General features: G+C 55.1%; 15 protein-coding genes. 7 read left to right on the top strand and 8 right to left on the bottom strand.

The annotated features are described in order from the left end of the window. Positions 1–56: 56 nt before the first annotated feature. The 6 genes from WJU22_RS09960 to WJU22_RS09935 all read right to left on the bottom strand — a co-directional run bounded on the left by WJU22_RS09960 (position 57) and on the right by WJU22_RS09935 (position 7488). Complete coding sequence (locus WJU22_RS09960; RefSeq protein WP_341843088.1) at positions 57–857, bottom strand: hypothetical protein; 801 nt, start codon at positions 855–857, stop codon at positions 57–59. A gap of 11 nt (positions 858–868) precedes the next feature. Beyond that, positions 869–1648: a hypothetical protein gene (locus WJU22_RS09955; protein ID WP_341843087.1), complete on the bottom strand. Its 780-nt coding sequence runs from the start codon at positions 1646–1648 to the stop codon at positions 869–871. Positions 1649–1674: 26 nt separating this feature from the next. After that, positions 1675–5040 (bottom strand): TonB-dependent receptor, encoded by a 3366-nt coding sequence (locus tag WJU22_RS09950; RefSeq protein WP_341843086.1) that lies wholly within the window; start codon positions 5038–5040, stop codon positions 1675–1677. 240 nt (positions 5041–5280) lie between these two features. After that, positions 5281–6213 carry a FecR family protein gene (locus WJU22_RS09945; protein ID WP_341843085.1) on the bottom strand — a complete coding sequence of 311 codons (933 nt, stop codon included), beginning with the start codon at positions 6211–6213 and terminating at the stop codon, positions 5281–5283. A gap of 80 nt (positions 6214–6293) precedes the next feature. Continuing rightward, entirely contained in the window at positions 6294–6866 is a 573-nt protein-coding gene (locus WJU22_RS09940; protein ID WP_341843084.1) for an RNA polymerase sigma-70 factor, read from the bottom strand. Positions 6867–7005: 139 nt separating this feature from the next. Beyond that, entirely contained in the window at positions 7006–7488 is a 483-nt protein-coding gene (locus WJU22_RS09935) for an LIC11966 family surface protein (RefSeq protein WP_341843083.1), read from the bottom strand. A 123-nt stretch (positions 7489–7611) separates the two neighbouring features. Here WJU22_RS09935 and WJU22_RS09930 point away from each other — a divergent pair, with 123 nt between their 5' ends. The 7 genes from WJU22_RS09930 (at position 7612) to WJU22_RS09900 (ending at position 13107) form a co-directional block, all read left to right on the top strand. Further along, positions 7612–9840 carry a sensor histidine kinase gene (locus WJU22_RS09930; RefSeq protein WP_341843082.1) on the top strand — a complete coding sequence of 743 codons (2229 nt, stop codon included), beginning with the start codon at positions 7612–7614 and terminating at the stop codon, positions 9838–9840. A gap of 4 nt (positions 9841–9844) precedes the next feature. Beyond that, entirely contained in the window at positions 9845–10468 is a 624-nt protein-coding gene (locus WJU22_RS09925) for a response regulator transcription factor (protein WP_341843081.1), read from the top strand. Positions 10469–10564: 96 nt separating this feature from the next. After that, on the top strand, positions 10565–10900 hold the full coding sequence (locus WJU22_RS09920; RefSeq protein ID WP_341843080.1) for a DUF4870 domain-containing protein: 336 nt from the start codon (positions 10565–10567) through the stop codon (positions 10898–10900). 30 nt (positions 10901–10930) lie between these two features. Then, a complete protein-coding gene (locus tag WJU22_RS09915; protein ID WP_341843079.1) occupies positions 10931–11122 on the top strand; it encodes a hypothetical protein in 192 nt (63 codons plus the stop codon). A gap of 136 nt (positions 11123–11258) precedes the next feature. After that, on the top strand, positions 11259–11747 hold the full coding sequence (locus WJU22_RS09910; RefSeq protein ID WP_341843078.1) for a MarR family winged helix-turn-helix transcriptional regulator: 489 nt from the start codon (positions 11259–11261) through the stop codon (positions 11745–11747). Next, positions 11744–12505, top strand: coding sequence for a hypothetical protein (locus WJU22_RS09905; protein WP_341843077.1), 762 nt, complete (start codon positions 11744–11746; stop codon positions 12503–12505). The genes WJU22_RS09910 and WJU22_RS09905 overlap by 4 nt, the downstream gene beginning before the upstream one ends. 101 nt (positions 12506–12606) lie before the next feature. Then, a complete protein-coding gene (locus WJU22_RS09900) occupies positions 12607–13107 on the top strand; it encodes a CPCC family cysteine-rich protein (protein WP_341843076.1) in 501 nt (166 codons plus the stop codon). 117 nt (positions 13108–13224) lie between these two features. Here WJU22_RS09900 and WJU22_RS09895 read toward each other — a convergent pair whose 3' ends face one another. Together WJU22_RS09895 and WJU22_RS09890 are read right to left on the bottom strand one after the other, a co-directional pair. Then, positions 13225–14073, bottom strand: coding sequence for an ROK family protein (locus tag WJU22_RS09895; RefSeq protein ID WP_341843075.1), 849 nt, complete (start codon positions 14071–14073; stop codon positions 13225–13227). A 9-nt stretch (positions 14074–14082) separates the two neighbouring features. After that, the gene (locus tag WJU22_RS09890; RefSeq protein WP_341843074.1) at positions 14083–15411 is read right to left on the bottom strand and encodes a hypothetical protein; all 1329 of its coding nucleotides are present in this window, start codon (positions 15409–15411) and stop codon (positions 14083–14085) included. Between the last annotated feature and the right edge of the window lie 15 nt (positions 15412–15426).

Genomic DNA, 15426 nt, shown 5'->3' with positions numbered 1-15426 from the left:
TCCAACAAAAAAAGCCGCCTCGCGGCGGCTCCTTTCAGGATATATAGGAAACAATGTTACCGGGCCCTGTCCGGGACGAAAAACATCCGCGAAACCTCCAGCGCCCACGTTCCCGGGGTAAAGAAATACTGCTGCACCAGGCCTTTTTCGCCGGCCAGCGGCAGGTACAGCCCCGAGGCGGCTATACGGCTCTGCGTTTCATCGTTTTGGAAGGCCCATTGGTCTGTGGTCCCGGCTTTGGTGAAACAAATGAACGCTTTGTCGAGCATACCCTTGGTGGTGAAGTTCTCTGCCGCCAGGTAATCGACGTACGTCCAGCTATTGGGCCGCACGTTTTTGGCGAGGTAGGCGCGGTGCTCGTTACCATTCTCTTCCGTCCGGTAGAGGAAGATGTCGATCGGCTCATTGCTGCCCGGGTTGCGCGCGAAGAAACCCAGTTTATTGGTGTTGGGATCGGCCGCAGGCGGTTGCGAAGGCACTTCCTTCCCGTCGATATACACGAAATTGAAATGCGCCCTGGAGCCGGACTCGGGCAGCACCTGCCGGAAGATCACCGCTTTCGTCACGGTATCCGTAATCACGAGGGTTTTGTTCTTCCGGCTCTGCGGATAGTTGTACATCGCGTAGAAATGCAGCACGGAAGCGGGTTTAACGATATAGTCGCCGTTCTTGACGCTCACGTCGAAAACAGTAGTGTCGATGGAAAACTGCAAGGCATGTTCAGACCCGTTGTATCCTGTCACCATAACCTGCATGGCCCTTTCCATTTTAATATCGTCTTTGTTGCAGGATGCCATCGCAAAAGGCGCCAATACCAGTAGCAGGACGAAAATTCTATTCTTGATAAACGTTTGCATGATGTTCGGTTTTATATTTCCAGGTTCTTCACGAATGCCATGAGCGAGCCCGCCGGGTTCTCCGAGAAAATGAACATCCTCGTCGAAGCCACGTTGGCTGCGGGTTTCGGCGCGGTAGTGGTGATGCTCCAATCATAGCCAGTACCGTTCGTGTAAAACTCGTTGGTGCCGGCTTTGTAGATGTAGATCACGAACAGCACCGGGGTCGGCTGCCCGTTGTAGGTTTGCCCTGCCGTCGGGAAGGGATCAATGGAGATCGTTTCACAGAATTCGCCGGGCTTTACGTTTTTCACACGGGCCAGCTCTTCGAATACTTTCGGCAGGAAATACAACTTGCCCACGGCGATATCCACCGGGCCGGTATATTTCGTCTGTGTCGGCATCCACATGTACTTCAGCTTGATTTTCCCTTCTTCGAACGGCGGCGGCGCGGGCATGTCGCCCACCTGTCCATTCAGGTAAAAGAAATTGAGCTTGAAAGTGCCCTCTTCTTTCTTCACATCCTTTTCCAGTACCACTTTCCCAGACTTTTCCCTCACCGTCATATGCACGGTGCTTTTACCTTCAGGAAAGGTATAAGCCGCATTGGCATTGAATTTCCCGTTGGAGAGATAAAACTTTTTCTGGAGGGTATCGATCTGTACTTCGAGGTCCTGGCCGCTGCCGTTGTAGCCAGACAAAGCAAAAGACAGCATTTTTTCCTTGTACAGGAAATCGTCCCCTTTATCACAGGCCGCCGCAAAGATCGCCATGGCCGCCAGCAGGATAAAACCGATATGTTTCGTTTTCATAATTTGCATTTTGTTGCGCAAAAAAATTAAAATGTATAGCCGACAGACAAGCTGAACGAAGTGCCCACTTTCCGGATGAAAGTGTCCTGGTCGCCGATCCTGCGTTTCCGCTTTCCGTCTTCCGTCATTTCCAGGTATCCGGCTTCATATTTCTGCGAAAAGCCGTATTTCCATTCGTAGATCTCGTTCCAGTCGGTAGCGGTGATGGCCGAGCCGGCCATGCCCTTCCATTTGTCGAGGTACTTGTAGGTATCGTCGCTATTGATGTAGAAACGGTACGCGCTGTTGGTGAGGTTGCTCATATTCAGCCTTACCATCAGTTTTTTGCTTTTAAGGAAGGCGTAGCTCACTTGCGCGTCCAGCTGGTCGCGGGGGCGTTCGTACTCCACGATATTGGGGGTAAGGCCGGTGGTGAAGGTTTTGTACCCCATGTGGTTGAAAGCCAGGTTGGCGCCGAGGCGTTTACCTGCGTATTGCATGGCGATGTTGTAGAGGATGGGCACCTGGCCGTAAAGCGGCCGCTTCTCCTTCAGTTGCTGCTTGGTGCGGTAGCGGTATTCGTAGCCGTATTTATTGGTAATGAGGGTTTGTCCGCCGAATTGCGCCGCCTGAACGGTAGAGTTTTGCAGCGTGAAGTTGCCGCTGAGGTAAAAATCCTGGAGGAATTTCCATTGCGGGTACACGAACCCGAGGCTCTTGCGGATATCGAATTCCCAGCCGTTCACTTTGGCCCATTCGGAGTTGTTGGTTTTGACATAAATACGGCCGGTAGCGTCGGGCTGGTCGCGGTAGATTTCCACGGGCTTGTCGAAATATTTGTAGAAATAACCGAAGGAGATCACTTCGCCGGGCCTGGGGTACCATTCGAGGCGGAGGTCGTAGTGGTCGATGAGGGTAGACAATACGCCTTCGTTCATGCGGTAGGCCGCGATGGCGGGGTCGTAACGGACCATGCGGGAGTTCTCGATCAGCGAGGGGCGCACCACCGTTTGCGCGTATGCGGCGCGGATGTTGAAATCCCTGGTGGGACTGATCGTCAGGCTGGCCGACGGCAAATAGCGCCAGGCTTTTTCTTCGTTGACAGGATCGGCGAAGGCGCTTACGACTTTACCGGTTTCGGGGTCGATGTACCGTACCCTTTCCCCTTCGAGGATGAGGTTGTTGATCTGCTGGTCATTGGCCCCGTTCCTGATCCTTTCGTAATTATAATATTCGGCGCGCAGCCCCCATACCAGGCGCATCCAGTCCGTAAACCGGTTATCGAGCATGAAGTAACCGGCCTTATTGGTGTTCTTGCCCTCGTACCCGCTGCGCGAGAACGCGGCGGGGTAATACAGCAGGTCGTTCAGCGGGTCTTTGTATTCCAGGAATTTGTTCCATTCCTGCACCGGTGCATAGCCATACAGTCCGTTAGACGACAGCAGCGCGCCGATCGGCAACACCATCCAGTCATAATAACCATGCCTGTCCATATACTGTACGCCGGCCTTCGCGATCTGCTTCTGGCCGAACAGTTGGGTTTGATAGCTGAGGGCGCCTTCGGCGATGCGGTTGGTTTCTTCGTAGAGATATTGCGCACGGTTGAAGGTACCGGTCCCCGGGTTCGTGATGGCCGTGGGCACTATGTTGTACATCATCCCGTTGAGGGTGTGGATGGGCATGAGCCAGGCTTCCACCGCGTCTTTCTCGCGGTTGGTGACCTTATTGCGCGCCACGTTCCATTCAAACCGGAATTTCCCGAAAGTATGGTCGCCGTTGATGCGGTTTTGTATCATATCGAGGAACTTCGGGCGATCGTACTCCCTTACTGCAGGCATATCGCCGTACCCGATCTCGTTCCCCCATCCCACAAGCCGGGAAAACTGATTATTGAACACACGTGAGTAGAAATTGCGCACCGTGATCTTGTGGTTTTTCGCGCTCCAACCGGCATTCAGCAACGCGCCCCAGGCAGTACTGAAATTGTAGTAGTTGGCGTAGGTAGGCTCTTCTTCTTCGCCGGTAACGGCGTTGTACACGCGGTTGTTCAGCTTCTCCCAGTTCCCCCGCTCGAAGTGGGAAACATCGTCGATCGACTGCTCATTGCGGTAGCTCACGGAGCCCACGAACCCGATGCGGCTGTTCTTCACGTTATAGCTCCGCCCCAGACTGAATTGGTAATTCTGTCCCGGAGCGGCGGTGTATTTGCGGGTGCCCAGGCGCTCCAGTCCTCCGATCCTTTTATTCTGTTCGGCCACCTGCGCCGGTGTAATGAGCGTCACCCCGGGCGCGGGCGTTGCGTTGGGGTTGGCGGGGTCGTAATTCCGGCCGTCGAACAGGATCATGTTGTCGGGGAAGTGCTCACGGCTGCCGTCGTCAAATCCGAGATAATCGTTCTTCCCGCGGCCGTACCCGAGAAATTCCTTCCCGGTAACGCCGGAGATGTATTTGCTGCCGATGCTGACCGTCGTGAAATTCTCGTTGGGAATGGCGAAGGTATTGATCTGTACGAGTCCGCCGCCGAACCCGAAACTCATGTCCGGCGTAGCGGTTTTGGAAACAACGACGTTATCGATGAGATTGCTGGGAATGATGTCGAACTCGAAATCCCGGATTTGTACGTCTGTGCTAGGGAGAATGGCGCCGTCCATCATCGCCAGGTTGTACCGCTCCGCGATGCCGCGGATCACCACCCGGCGGTTGTCGTTGGTGCTCACGCCGGAAATGCGTTTCAACGTTTCGCCAACGTTTTTGTCTGGCAGCGCCGAAATCTGCTCCCGGCTCATCCCGTTCGAAATACCGGCTTCGTTCTTCTGCCGCGCGTACAGCGACGCCACGGATTCCTTTCCCGCGGAAGATGTCACCACCACCCCGCTCAGCGTGCTTTTCTGGCGTTTCAGGGTGGCGTTCAGCTCGAAGGTTTGTCCATCCTTCACTTCGATCCCCGTTACGCGCTTGGTGCCGTAGCCGATGGAGGAAATCTCCACTTCGTATTTTCCCGGCGGCAGGCTGAGCACGAAGGAACCGTCGATTTTGGTGGTAGTGCCCTTGCTGCCGATGCGCACCGTCACGAAAGGCAACGGCTCACCGTTCGATTCGTCGATGATCTTCCCGGAAATGCGCCCGTCGGCCCGAACAGCCGCGGCCACGGGTGCCGGCGCTTCGGGAAGCGCACCGGGTTTGAGGATCACGGCGCCCATGTCGCTGGCGCTATGCGTGATGCCCAGCGTGGTTTGCAGGGTTTCGAGGACTTCCTTCACCGAAGGGCTCGCACTGCGGAAATGGACCGGTTTCTCCAGCCGCCCGCTCACTTCCTTCCCGAACGTGAACTGTACGGATTCGGACCGCTCGATCAGGGCGATCACTTCCCGCCCTTTCAATTCCTGCTTCGGAAGCGGGATCAGTTTGGCCATATCCTGGGCCCGGAGCTGGGAAATACCAGGAAATATCAAAGGGATAATAAATGCAGCGATACAAAGTATCCTGTTTTGCATAATTTTATGGATTAAATGTTGCAGACTCATGTTAGTACTGTGCGTTTAGCCGCTGCACGGGTGGTGAGATACCCTTGCGGCATGGACCGGACTGTTCGTGCAGGCCGGTTTTTTCTTTGGTAGATGTTAAAGCATGCGGTTGATCGGTGTTTTGAGCGGTTAGTAAATGATGATCCTGTCGTTTTCCTTTTTATACCGGAAACCCAGCGTTTCAGACAGCAGCGCAATGGCTTCCGTGCAAGTCTGGCGACGGATGCGGATGGTCACGGTTTCCTGCTGCCAGCGGGCGTTGCGGATTTCGACGGGTACGTTGTACCAGTCGGAAATCGACTGTACCACTTCGCCGAGCGGCGCCTGGTTGAACACCATCCCCCGGTCCCACCATTCACACAGCAAGGCCGCGTCTACCGTATCCACCATAAAATCGTGCTGCCGCGCATTGTAGCGCAAACGCTTGCCGGGTGTGAGGTTGGCCAGGTGCTGGCCGTCGAACGCCACGCCCACTTTCCCCGTGCGAACGATCACGGAAGCGGAAAGGCTGTCGGTCGATTTCACTTCGAAAGAGGTGCCCAGCACCTGCGTGGTGAGTTTCCCCGCCCGCACGAAAAACGGCCGGGAAGGGTTTTCCTTCACTTCGAAAAAGCCCCTTCCGCTCAGCGCGATGCGGCGGTCTGTTGCATTATAGTTATCGGGGATGGTGAGCGTGGCGCCGGGAAAGAGGTGCGCAACGCTGCTATCGGGCAGGTACACAGTTTTGGGCGAACCGGGCTGGGTGATGATCGTTTGGACGAATGCGGCGGGAGGCGCTTGTCTGGACAGCAGCACCCAGGTACCGCAGGCTACCAGCAAAGCCACGGCAGCGGCGTATGCCAGCCATTTCCGGGAATTGCGGACGGGGCGGAGCGGAAGGTCCGCTTTTCGGGAAACGGATTGCCAAAGGGCGGCCTGGACCGCCCGCCGGCGATGGGGCTCCAGGGCATGGTGGTCTTCCGGCCGCTCCTGCAGCCACTTCCCGATCCATTCCTTTTCTTCCGCGGATGCCGTACCGGCGAGGTACCTTTCAAACGCTGCTCCGAGTTGTTCTACGTTCATATCGTTACGGGAATTTTCCGTTCCCAACTATATGCGTATCCAACCATCGATTTCAACTATCGCGGAATGTTACCAAATTATTACCAAAGGAAAATGGCGCTGAGGATGGCTTCCCTGAGCTGTTTGCGGAGTTTCTGGTAGCTGGTGTTCAGCTGGTTGCGAACGGTTTGTTCCGACACGCCGAGCATGCCGGCGATCTCTTTCACCGAATAATGTTCTTCCTGCCGCAGGCGGTACACCTGCCGCATTTTTTCCGGCAGCCGTGCGATCTCCTGTTCCGCCAGCGCCTGGAGCTCCTTATACCGCAATGGATCGGAAAAGGCGGTGATGTCCGGCAAAATGCTTTGTTCCAGTTCGCTGTTGCGCCCCGCGGTTTTGGCCGCACGGGCCACCTGCGCGATGGTCTCGTATTGAACGGCCGCGTGGAGATAGGCCGCCAGCGTGGTTTCTATGGTAATGGACGCACGGCGCGTCCAGACGCGGACCATCACATCCTGCACCACGTCCTGCGCGTCGGCTTCAGACTTGATCCGGTTGAGGGCATACACGTAGAGGCGCTCCCAGTAACGGTCGAACAGCTGCCTGAACGCCGCGCCATCGTCTTGCCTGACCTGGCCCCATAATTCCATATCCGTGAGTTCGCATGTTTCCATTGAGCAAGGGCATGGGCGCCCGGTGTAAAATTAAGCGGGTTTGCGGGATGCGGGGGTTATGGTTTCTTTAATTTTTGACGGCACGAAAAAAGGGAGCCATAGCGGCTCCCCTGTTCTAACCTATAGGGACATGGCTGTACTACTGCTTGTTCACTTGCTTCTCGAACGCGTCGGATGCCTTGTTGATATTGCCGCCGATGGTTTCGAAAGAAGTATTGATCTTATCGAGCGTGGTCTGGATCTGGGCCTGCACGGTGGTATCGCCGCCTTTTTCCTTCGTGCGCAGTTCGATGAGCTGTTTGTAGGATTCGTCGGCGATCTGTTTGTATCCTTTCAAACCTTCGGTTACCGCGGTTTTCAGGCCGCCGTCTTCTTTGATGGTGCCCAGTTTTTCCACTTCACCGATCGATTTGCCGAGTTGTTCCGACCAGGTTTTGCGAACGGTTTCCGCTTTGGCGTAATCGTCGCCGGTCATGGCCGCGTTCATGGCGTTCATGTGTTTTTCGTTCTCGTTCATCACGGTCATCAGTTTGTTGTTGTATTCAACGGGGTTGGGGGTGTTGCCGCAGCTGGCGAAAAAGAGTGATCCGAAAAGGGCCATCATTGTCGTGAGTTTTTTCATGTTCCGGTATTTTTTTCGTGATTTGATATCACAAAAGTAGGAGTGAATGCCCTGCTGGAATATCCCTGAAATCCGGTATTTTCAAACCGAGCAGAGTAGTAAATTTGCACCTGAACCGGAACCATGCGATTTTTATACAATATCATATATACTTTGCTCCTCACCCTGCTGTCTGCCGCCGGATACGCGCAGGTGGTGGAAGACTCGCTGCGGAAGATCGTTTCGCAGCCCCGCCTGCCGCTGGAGCAGCGGATAGACGCCATGGACCGCCTCGGCCAGGTGGTATTTTTCAATAAGGGATGGAACGAAGGCCTGGAAGTGCTGCGTAGCTCCATCGCCCTGTCTGCCCCCATGAAAGACGGCCGCTACCGTGCGCGCACCTACGGCATGATGGCCGCTTCCTGCTTCATCGCCGGAGAATCGCAGGCCGCATACCGGTATCTGGACAGCGCGCAGTTTTACATCCGCCGGTCGAACAGCGGCCTCATCAAAGGATATGTGCTTTATATGAAAGGCTGGATGGAAAGCAGGGACCATAAGGAAACAGACGCCATCCGCACCCTCCAGCAGGCGCTCGACGTATTGGAAAAAGAACCCGAGGGACTGAAGTACCGCCAGGCCGTGTACTCCGAACTGGCCGGCGTGTACTTCAAATGGTACGATCTGATGAACGTGGAAAAATACACGAGATTGTCGCTGGAAGCGGCCCTCCGGATGAATGAGCTCGAGAAAAAGATCAGCGCCACCCAGGAACGGGGAGGCTATTTCCTGAATCTCTACCGGACAGACGAGTCCCGCAAACCCGCCCTCGACTCCGCCCTCTTCTACATGCAGCACTCCCTGAACCTGGCGCGCAACAACCGCGACAGGCTCGTCACGCCCAGCAATATTCCCTTTTCCGCCATCGGCATCGCTAACATCTTCCTCGACCATTTCCCCGCAACGGCGGCCAATAAAGACAGTGTTGATTATTACAACAATATTGCGCTGGACGAAAGCCGCAAAACCCGGCAATTCACCGTGGAAGCCGGCGTGTACAACACCCTGGCCAATATCGCCATGGACAGGGGCGACTATAACGATGCCATCGCGCACCTCCACAACGCCATCGCTACCAGCATGAAAGACCCCCTGTTCGACAAATTCAATCTTTCCCAATCGTACCTCGTGCTGGCAAACGCGTACGAGCTGAAACGCGACACCGCCATGGCCCTGTTCAATTACAAACAGTACATGGACCTTTACCGCGAGCTGTTCGACGTAGAAAAAATGAACAAAGCCAAAGACCTGGAAGCCCGGTACGAAATGGCCCACAAAGAGCGCGCGCTGCTGGAAGTAAAGCTGCTGGCCGAACAGCGGAACCGGGAGCTCATCCAGGCCAGGTACCTTTCCGGCATTAAAGACAAACAGCTACTGGAAGCGCAATACGCCGCCGTCGTGAAAGATAAAGCCCTGCTCAACGCGAAATACGCATCCGAAGTACAGCAAAAAGCCCTCGACAGCGCCAATTTCAAAACCACGCAACGCGAACAGGAACTCAAAACCATCGGTGAGCGCTTCGCCTACAACCGCAAACTGAACAAAATCTACGCCGTGCTCACAGTGGCGCTGCTCCTGGCCGCCGCTTTCCTCTATTACGCATTCCAGCAACGGTCGAAAGCCCTGCGGCAACGGCAACAACTGCACAACCTGGAGCTGGACCGCATCAGCCAGGAACACCGGATGACCGTGCTTTCCGCCATGCTCGAAGGCCAGGAACAGGAACGCACGCGACTGGCGCGCGATTTGCACGACGGGCTCGGCGGACTGCTGTCTGGCGTAAAGATCGAACTGTCGGCCATCCATCAACCCGCCACTACCACGCCGCAGCAGGCGGTGGTCCAAAAAACGATGGGGCATCTCGATAACGCCGTAGAAGAGCTTCGCCGCATCGCCCGGAGCATGATGCCGGAGGTATTGCTGAACTACGGCCTGGGAGAAGCGATCCGGGAATTCTGCAACGGACTGAAAAAATCCGGCGTGCCCGTTTCCTGCCAGGTGTTCAATTACCGCGATGACATGAGCCCCAGCCGGCAGGTGACGTTGTACCGCATCATGCAGGAGCTGGTCAACAACGCCGTAAAACACGCCGCAGCAAAGGAAATCCTCGTTCAGCTGCAACAGCGTGGCAACCGGATTTTTCTTGTTGTGGAAGACGATGGGAAAGGGTTCGACACCGCGCAACTGCATGCGCTCAAAGGCGCGGGACTGGCCAATATACAGTCGCGCGTGGAGATATTACAGGGAACTTTGGAAGTGGAATCCTCACCCGGCACGGGTTCCGCTTTTACGATCGAATGTGCCGTAAACTGATGATATGATAAAAGTTTTGTTGATAGACGATCACCCGATCGTCATGGAAGGATTGAAGAACCTGCTTTCCCGGCAGGAAGATTTTACCATCGCAGGTTGTTGCGCCACCGGGCAGGAAGGCCTCGCCGCCATCGCGGAGCTCGCGCCAGACGTGGTGTTGCTGGACATCAACCTGCCCGACGTAAGCGGCATCGATATTTGCCGGCAGGTCCGCAAGCAAGACAAAGACATCCGCATCATCGCGCTGAGCGTGCATAACGAACGGCCCGTGATCAAAAACCTCCTGGCCAGCGGTGCCAACGGGTATGTGCTGAAGAATTCGGTAGGGGAAGAAATCATCACCGCCATCAATACCGCGTTGAACGGCGAAACCTACCTCTGCCGCGCCGCGCGCGATATCCTCAGCACCATCCAGGAAGGCGAACTGGCGGAAATCCCCAAGATCACACGGCGGGAAAAGGAGATCATGCTGCTCGTGAGCAAGGGCCTGACTACCACGCAGATCGCCGAGCAACTGTTTATCAGCTCCCATACTGTAGAAAGCCACCGGAAAAACCTCATCGAAAAATTCGACGCAGGCACGATGATGGCCGTCATCAAACTGGCGACGCAATACGGTTTGATGTAAGATCGCGGAAAAAATGGCGGTTTTCAGGGATATCGGCGCCCCTCTGCCCGGCGTAGTTTTGTGGAAACAAATATTCACCATCAAAACGAAACCAGTATGGACAGAAAAACCGTCGCGATCATTTCCTACATCAGCATCATCGGCTGGCTCATCGCCTATTTCCAGTACAAAGACAAGCCCCGCGATCCTTTCGTGGCCTATCATCTGAAGCAGGCATTGGGCATCGCGGTCATCAGCATCATCCTGGGCGTGGCCATCAATGTGGTAGTGCGGATCGTACCGGCACTGTCAGTAGTCGTATATGCCAACATCGCGATCCTCGTGCTGTGGGTGTTGGGCATCATCAACGCACTAAACGGCCTGCAAAAGCCCGTTCCCGTAGTCGGCGCGATGTTCGAACGGCAATTCCCCTTCCTCGATACAAAAGCGTAACCCCTTCCATCAAACTCCCAATCATATTTTATGCAAAAAATCGGCTCCTTCCTCGTCATTATCGGCCTTTTATCCATTGCCGCCGGCTACTTCGACCGTGTTCCCAAAATCCTCATGTGGATCTATCAGTGGGGCGATGTGGTGGCCTGGTCCATCAAGATCGGCATCGTTGTCCTTGGCGCGGCGCTGTTCCTGCTCGCTCCCCGGAAACAGACTACCTAGTGTTTTGTACGCCCAGATAGAAAAAAGGTCTCCTTGTCATGAGGAGGCCTTTTCCTTTTCCAAAAATTTTATATAGACGACTATATATTTAACTATATAATCGTACATTCGCTGACAAACAGGCAAAGCCATGCAGATGGATTTTATTAAAGAACTGGGTTACAAGGCGCTGGACAGCCGGCTGAAGCGTATCAGCGACCGCATCGCGCACGACGTCCGGAAGTTCTACAAAGAACAGGGGCTGGACATTGAACCGAACTGGTACCTCGTTTTCATGCTGCTGCGCCACGGCGAAGCGGTCCCCATCGCCGCTATCGCCGAGCGGTTGGGATATGCGCACCCCTCGGTCGTGATCCTGGTGCGGAAAATGGCGGAAAAGAAATACCTGCTGGTGAAGCAGGATAGCAAAGACAGGCGCCAGCAGCTGGTTTCCCTGTCCCCCAAAGCCGCAAAACTGCTCCCGCAGCTGGAAAAAATCTGGGACAGCTGCGAAAAAGCCATCCTGCAGGTGCTGGCAGACGATCTCGCCATCCTCCGCCACCTCGACCAAATCGACGCTGCATTGAAAACACGATCTTTTCACGACCGCTTCCAGCAAGCTTACTTAGATTCCAGCATATCATGAAGACACTCACATTATTTATCGCACTGCTCCTGCCCTTCGCAGCTTCCGCCATCGAAACCAAAGTGATGGTGCGGGCCAAAGCGCGGGACGCCAAATTCATCGGCAGCTCCCTCGGCGGCGCTTACATTATTATCCGCAACAAGGCCAACCAGCGCATCCTCGCGGAAGGGAAAACCACCGGCACGCCCGGGAACACGCAGCTGATCATGAAGAACCCCGTGGCCAGGGGCACCGCTATCTGCGACGATCAAACGGCGGGATTTTTAGCGACCATCGATATCGACGAGCCCACGTTCGTCAACATCGAAGTGATCGCACCGTTCAACCAGAAGCAGGCGCAAACGATCGTCAGCACGGAACTCTGGCTCCTTCCCGGCAAAAACGTGCTGGGCGACGGTATCATCCTCGAAATCCCGGGGTTCATCGTAGACATCCTCAGGCCCCGCACGCATCAGTTCATTTCGTTAAAAACCGTGAAAGACAAACCTTTCCAGTTCCAGGCGAACATCGTCATGATGTGCGGCTGCGTGATCGACAAAGGCGGCCTCTGGAATTCCGATGAAATGGAAGTGAAAGGCGTACTGAAGAAAGACGGGAAAGTGATCCGGGAAGTGAAGTTTTCGCTCGTTTCGGCGAACCTTTTCGAAGGGGATTGCCCCATCACACAAACCGGGAATTATGAACTGGTGTTGCATGCATGGCATGAAAAAACAGGGAATGCAGGGGTCGACAAGATGAATTTTGTGCTGTACGAATAAATACTTTTCCTTCTCGAATCGAATAAAAAACCCGTGCGCCGCGCGGGTTTTTCATTTTTACGGGAAACTTCCTTTCCGGATATTTATGGTATTTTTAAGGGATGGACGACGTTGAAATCATAGCGGCTTTCCGCGCCCGCAGGGCGCATTACGACACCTGGCTGCAGGCGAACGATGTTCCCTTTTGTACCTGTCCGGGCTGTGGTTTCCCGACGCTGCAAGAACGATGCGACTTTGAGATCTGCGCCGTGTGTAATTGGGAAGACGATGGGCAGGACGACAATTCCGGCAGCATCCTGGACGAATTGCAGGCTTCGGGCATCAGAGTTTCCGGCCCCAACGGCCACCTTACCCTCACGGAAAACCGGATCAACATCGGCCGGAAAATTGAAGTGCATGCCGATTTGATGCAGGGCGAAGTGGATACCGATACCGGGCGCGTGATACAAAAGATCGCGTTCTACCGGCAACGCAAATCCGACATCGCAGACCGGATGACGGGCGACGAGCACATCCACGACCATATCTGGATCGAGTGGAAGGAAGTTTCCAAAGACCTGCTGATGGAATTGATGGTGCCCAGGGAAACAGATTCCGAATAAGGGCAAAAAGAAACCCGCGGCAGGCGCGGGTCTCTGAAAAATCCACGGGCCCAGAAGGGCCCGTGCGTACCAAATCAAGATTTGCTTGAACTAACCAAGGTCTTTATTGTCATTTTCTTATCGTTCCGAACCCACCGGCTCCTTTTCCCGCAAAGCGGCCGCGCCCAGCAAAATGCCTTCTTCGCCGAGTGCAGACACCTGGAACCGGTAATGCCTTCCAGCCGCGGCCAGTCCCGCTTCCAGCGCATCCCCGAACAAGGGGTACGCCTTTGCGATATTGCCGCCCAGCAGGATGGCATCTACATCCGGCGCTGCTTCCGACAGAAAACCCGCCAGGTTCGCGCCGAATTTCCGGAACACTTCGCCGCTATTTCCGCGGGTAGCCAGTTCCCGCACGGAAGTCAGCTTTTCTCCGCCCAGCGCCGCGAATGCATGCAGGAGCCAGCGGGAAGAAAAGTAATCGTCGGCCATGGAATCCCCGAAAGACCGGCACCAGTAATCCGGCGAAAAATACCCTTCTCCAGTCCGGATCACCGATCCAAAACCCGTTCCCAGCGTCAGTCCCAACACGTTCTCGTTTTCCTGGAAACATCCTGCGAAGTAATGTCCGCGCAGGAAACAGGTGGCGTCGTTGTCGAAAAGGATGTTGCCGGCATCGATCTGTAATCTTTCCGCCAGCGCGTCCTTTACATTCACACCGTACAGTGCGTCGAACTTCGACTGGTCGCGGACCCGGCAAACGCCGGACGCATAATCGAACGGCCCCGGCATTGCCACCGCTATCTGCGTACCATCATGCGTTTCTGCGCACCGGGCGATGGCGGCGGCCCAGCAATCGAGGATTTCGCCTGCCGGGCTCCGGGAATCCACCTGCATCCGGGAACCTCCGTTACATGTCCTGCTTTCCATATCAACGGCCGCTACGGTAATGTGCGAGCCGCCAATGTCCACCGCTGTGATCTTCATTTTCTTTAATTATTGGTTTTTGGCCGCCCATTTGCGCAGCAGCTGGATCGCATCATACAACACGCCGGCTTCGCCCCGGAAGTCGCCGGAGCCGGAAGGTTTGCCGGAGCGCACTTCGTACCATTCGTGGAACCCGTGCTGGATCACGCGGTCGAGCATGGGGCTCATTTCCGCGTAAGCCTCATTGTTGAAACCGTTGAGGTGCAGCGCATGGATCATGCGGCCGCCGAACCAGGTCCAGTCGCCGGCGTTCTGGTAATGGTACGCCGCCATGTTGGGGAATACTTCCACCGGGTAGGGCGGGTAAACGGTCATCCCGATCGTCGCGAATTTCTCTTTTTCCGCCGCGTTCAGGAACTGGTCGTTGATGGCGCGGATCTCGGATTTGGAGTGCAGCCCGGCCAGGATGGCGCAGGCGGTACCGCCGGTATAGAGGATTTCGTTTTCGTTGAAATCCGCTGGGAAGGGGCTTCCGTCGAGGTAAATATGCGGGATGTACTTTTTCTTTTCCGCGTCCCAGAGGTGCTTGCGGACGTTCTTTTTAATATCGCCGGCCGTCTGTTTCCATTTTTTATGCATGTCACCTTTCGGCAACAGGGTCATGAAATCGTTCAGGGCGATGATGAACATCGCGTTGTCGTAGATATCGATGGTCCATTTGGTTTTATCGTTGAGCGCAACGCCCCAGCCTTTTTCGGGCTGCACATCGCCCCAGTCGATGGTGGTGGCGCCTTTGATGAGGCCGTAATCCGCGGCCCAGCGTTCTTTCAGGAGAAAGTTCATCGCGGCTTCCATGCGGAGGAGCACGGTTTGCCCGCCCACTTTTTCATCGAGGATGGATTTATCGCCGGTGGCGTCGATGTATTTACGGATGGCCTGGATGAGGGAGGTTTCCTGGTCGGTTTCCACGGTATTCTTGTGGCTCACCCATCCCGGAGCGAGATCTGTGCTGGCGTATTTGTAGGCCAGCGCGGCATCTTTCTTGGCGATGGCGCCGTCGGGGATGTTTCCATCTGCCCCCTGGAGCTTGAAGAACAGGAGCAGCGCCTCTTTCACGTCCTTTTTATCGCGCACTTGCAGCGATCCGGTGATGAAGGTATTGAGGTCGCGGATCCAGATCTCTCCGTATCCGTTGCCGGCGTTGAACCCGTTGAGGATCCGCAGGGCGCGGGTTTCCACGGTATCCAGCCGGCTGTCGCTCAATATCTGCCTGGCCAATGCGCGCTTCCCGATGCTTTCTTCTATCCTTCCCGGATAAGACACCAGTTTCAAATCCCCCGTCTGCGCAAATGATGCCGCCGAAGTGAATAAAAAGCTCAAAAAAATCAAACGTTTCATGCTACTTGTTTGTGG

This window comes from Chitinophaga caseinilytica, from assembly GCF_038396765.1.
GTDB classification, from domain to species: Bacteria; Bacteroidota; Bacteroidia; order Chitinophagales; family Chitinophagaceae; genus Chitinophaga; species Chitinophaga caseinilytica.
Note: the sequence above shows the minus strand (reverse complement) of the source record. Positions and strands in the feature narration are given on the sequence as shown.

What these genes read in the sequence shown, in the direction of transcription:
- WJU22_RS09960 (WP_341843088.1), bottom strand. Translation starts at nt 857, where the DNA reads ATGCAAACGTTTATCAAGAATAGAATTTTCGTCCTGCTACTGGTATTG.
- WJU22_RS09955 (WP_341843087.1), bottom strand. Translation starts at nt 1,648, where the DNA reads ATGAAAACGAAACATATCGGTTTTATCCTGCTGGCGGCCATGGCGATC.
- WJU22_RS09950 (WP_341843086.1), bottom strand. Translation starts at nt 5,040, where the DNA reads ATGGCCAAACTGATCCCGCTTCCGAAGCAGGAATTGAAAGGGCGGGAA.
- WJU22_RS09945 (WP_341843085.1), bottom strand. Translation starts at nt 6,213, where the DNA reads ATGAACGTAGAACAACTCGGAGCAGCGTTTGAAAGGTACCTCGCCGGT.
- WJU22_RS09940 (WP_341843084.1), bottom strand. Translation starts at nt 6,866, where the DNA reads ATGGAAACATGCGAACTCACGGATATGGAATTATGGGGCCAGGTCAGG.
- WJU22_RS09935 (WP_341843083.1), bottom strand. Translation starts at nt 7,488, where the DNA reads ATGAAAAAACTCACGACAATGATGGCCCTTTTCGGATCACTCTTTTTC.
- WJU22_RS09930 (WP_341843082.1), top strand. Translation starts at nt 7,612, where the DNA reads ATGCGATTTTTATACAATATCATATATACTTTGCTCCTCACCCTGCTG.
- WJU22_RS09925 (WP_341843081.1), top strand. Translation starts at nt 9,845, where the DNA reads ATGATAAAAGTTTTGTTGATAGACGATCACCCGATCGTCATGGAAGGA.
- WJU22_RS09920 (WP_341843080.1), top strand. Translation starts at nt 10,565, where the DNA reads ATGGACAGAAAAACCGTCGCGATCATTTCCTACATCAGCATCATCGGC.
- WJU22_RS09915 (WP_341843079.1), top strand. Translation starts at nt 10,931, where the DNA reads ATGCAAAAAATCGGCTCCTTCCTCGTCATTATCGGCCTTTTATCCATT.
- WJU22_RS09910 (WP_341843078.1), top strand. Translation starts at nt 11,259, where the DNA reads ATGGATTTTATTAAAGAACTGGGTTACAAGGCGCTGGACAGCCGGCTG.
- WJU22_RS09905 (WP_341843077.1), top strand. Translation starts at nt 11,744, where the DNA reads ATGAAGACACTCACATTATTTATCGCACTGCTCCTGCCCTTCGCAGCT.
- WJU22_RS09900 (WP_341843076.1), top strand. Translation starts at nt 12,607, where the DNA reads ATGGACGACGTTGAAATCATAGCGGCTTTCCGCGCCCGCAGGGCGCAT.
- WJU22_RS09895 (WP_341843075.1), bottom strand. Translation starts at nt 14,073, where the DNA reads ATGAAGATCACAGCGGTGGACATTGGCGGCTCGCACATTACCGTAGCG.
- WJU22_RS09890 (WP_341843074.1), bottom strand. Translation starts at nt 15,411, where the DNA reads ATGAAACGTTTGATTTTTTTGAGCTTTTTATTCACTTCGGCGGCATCA.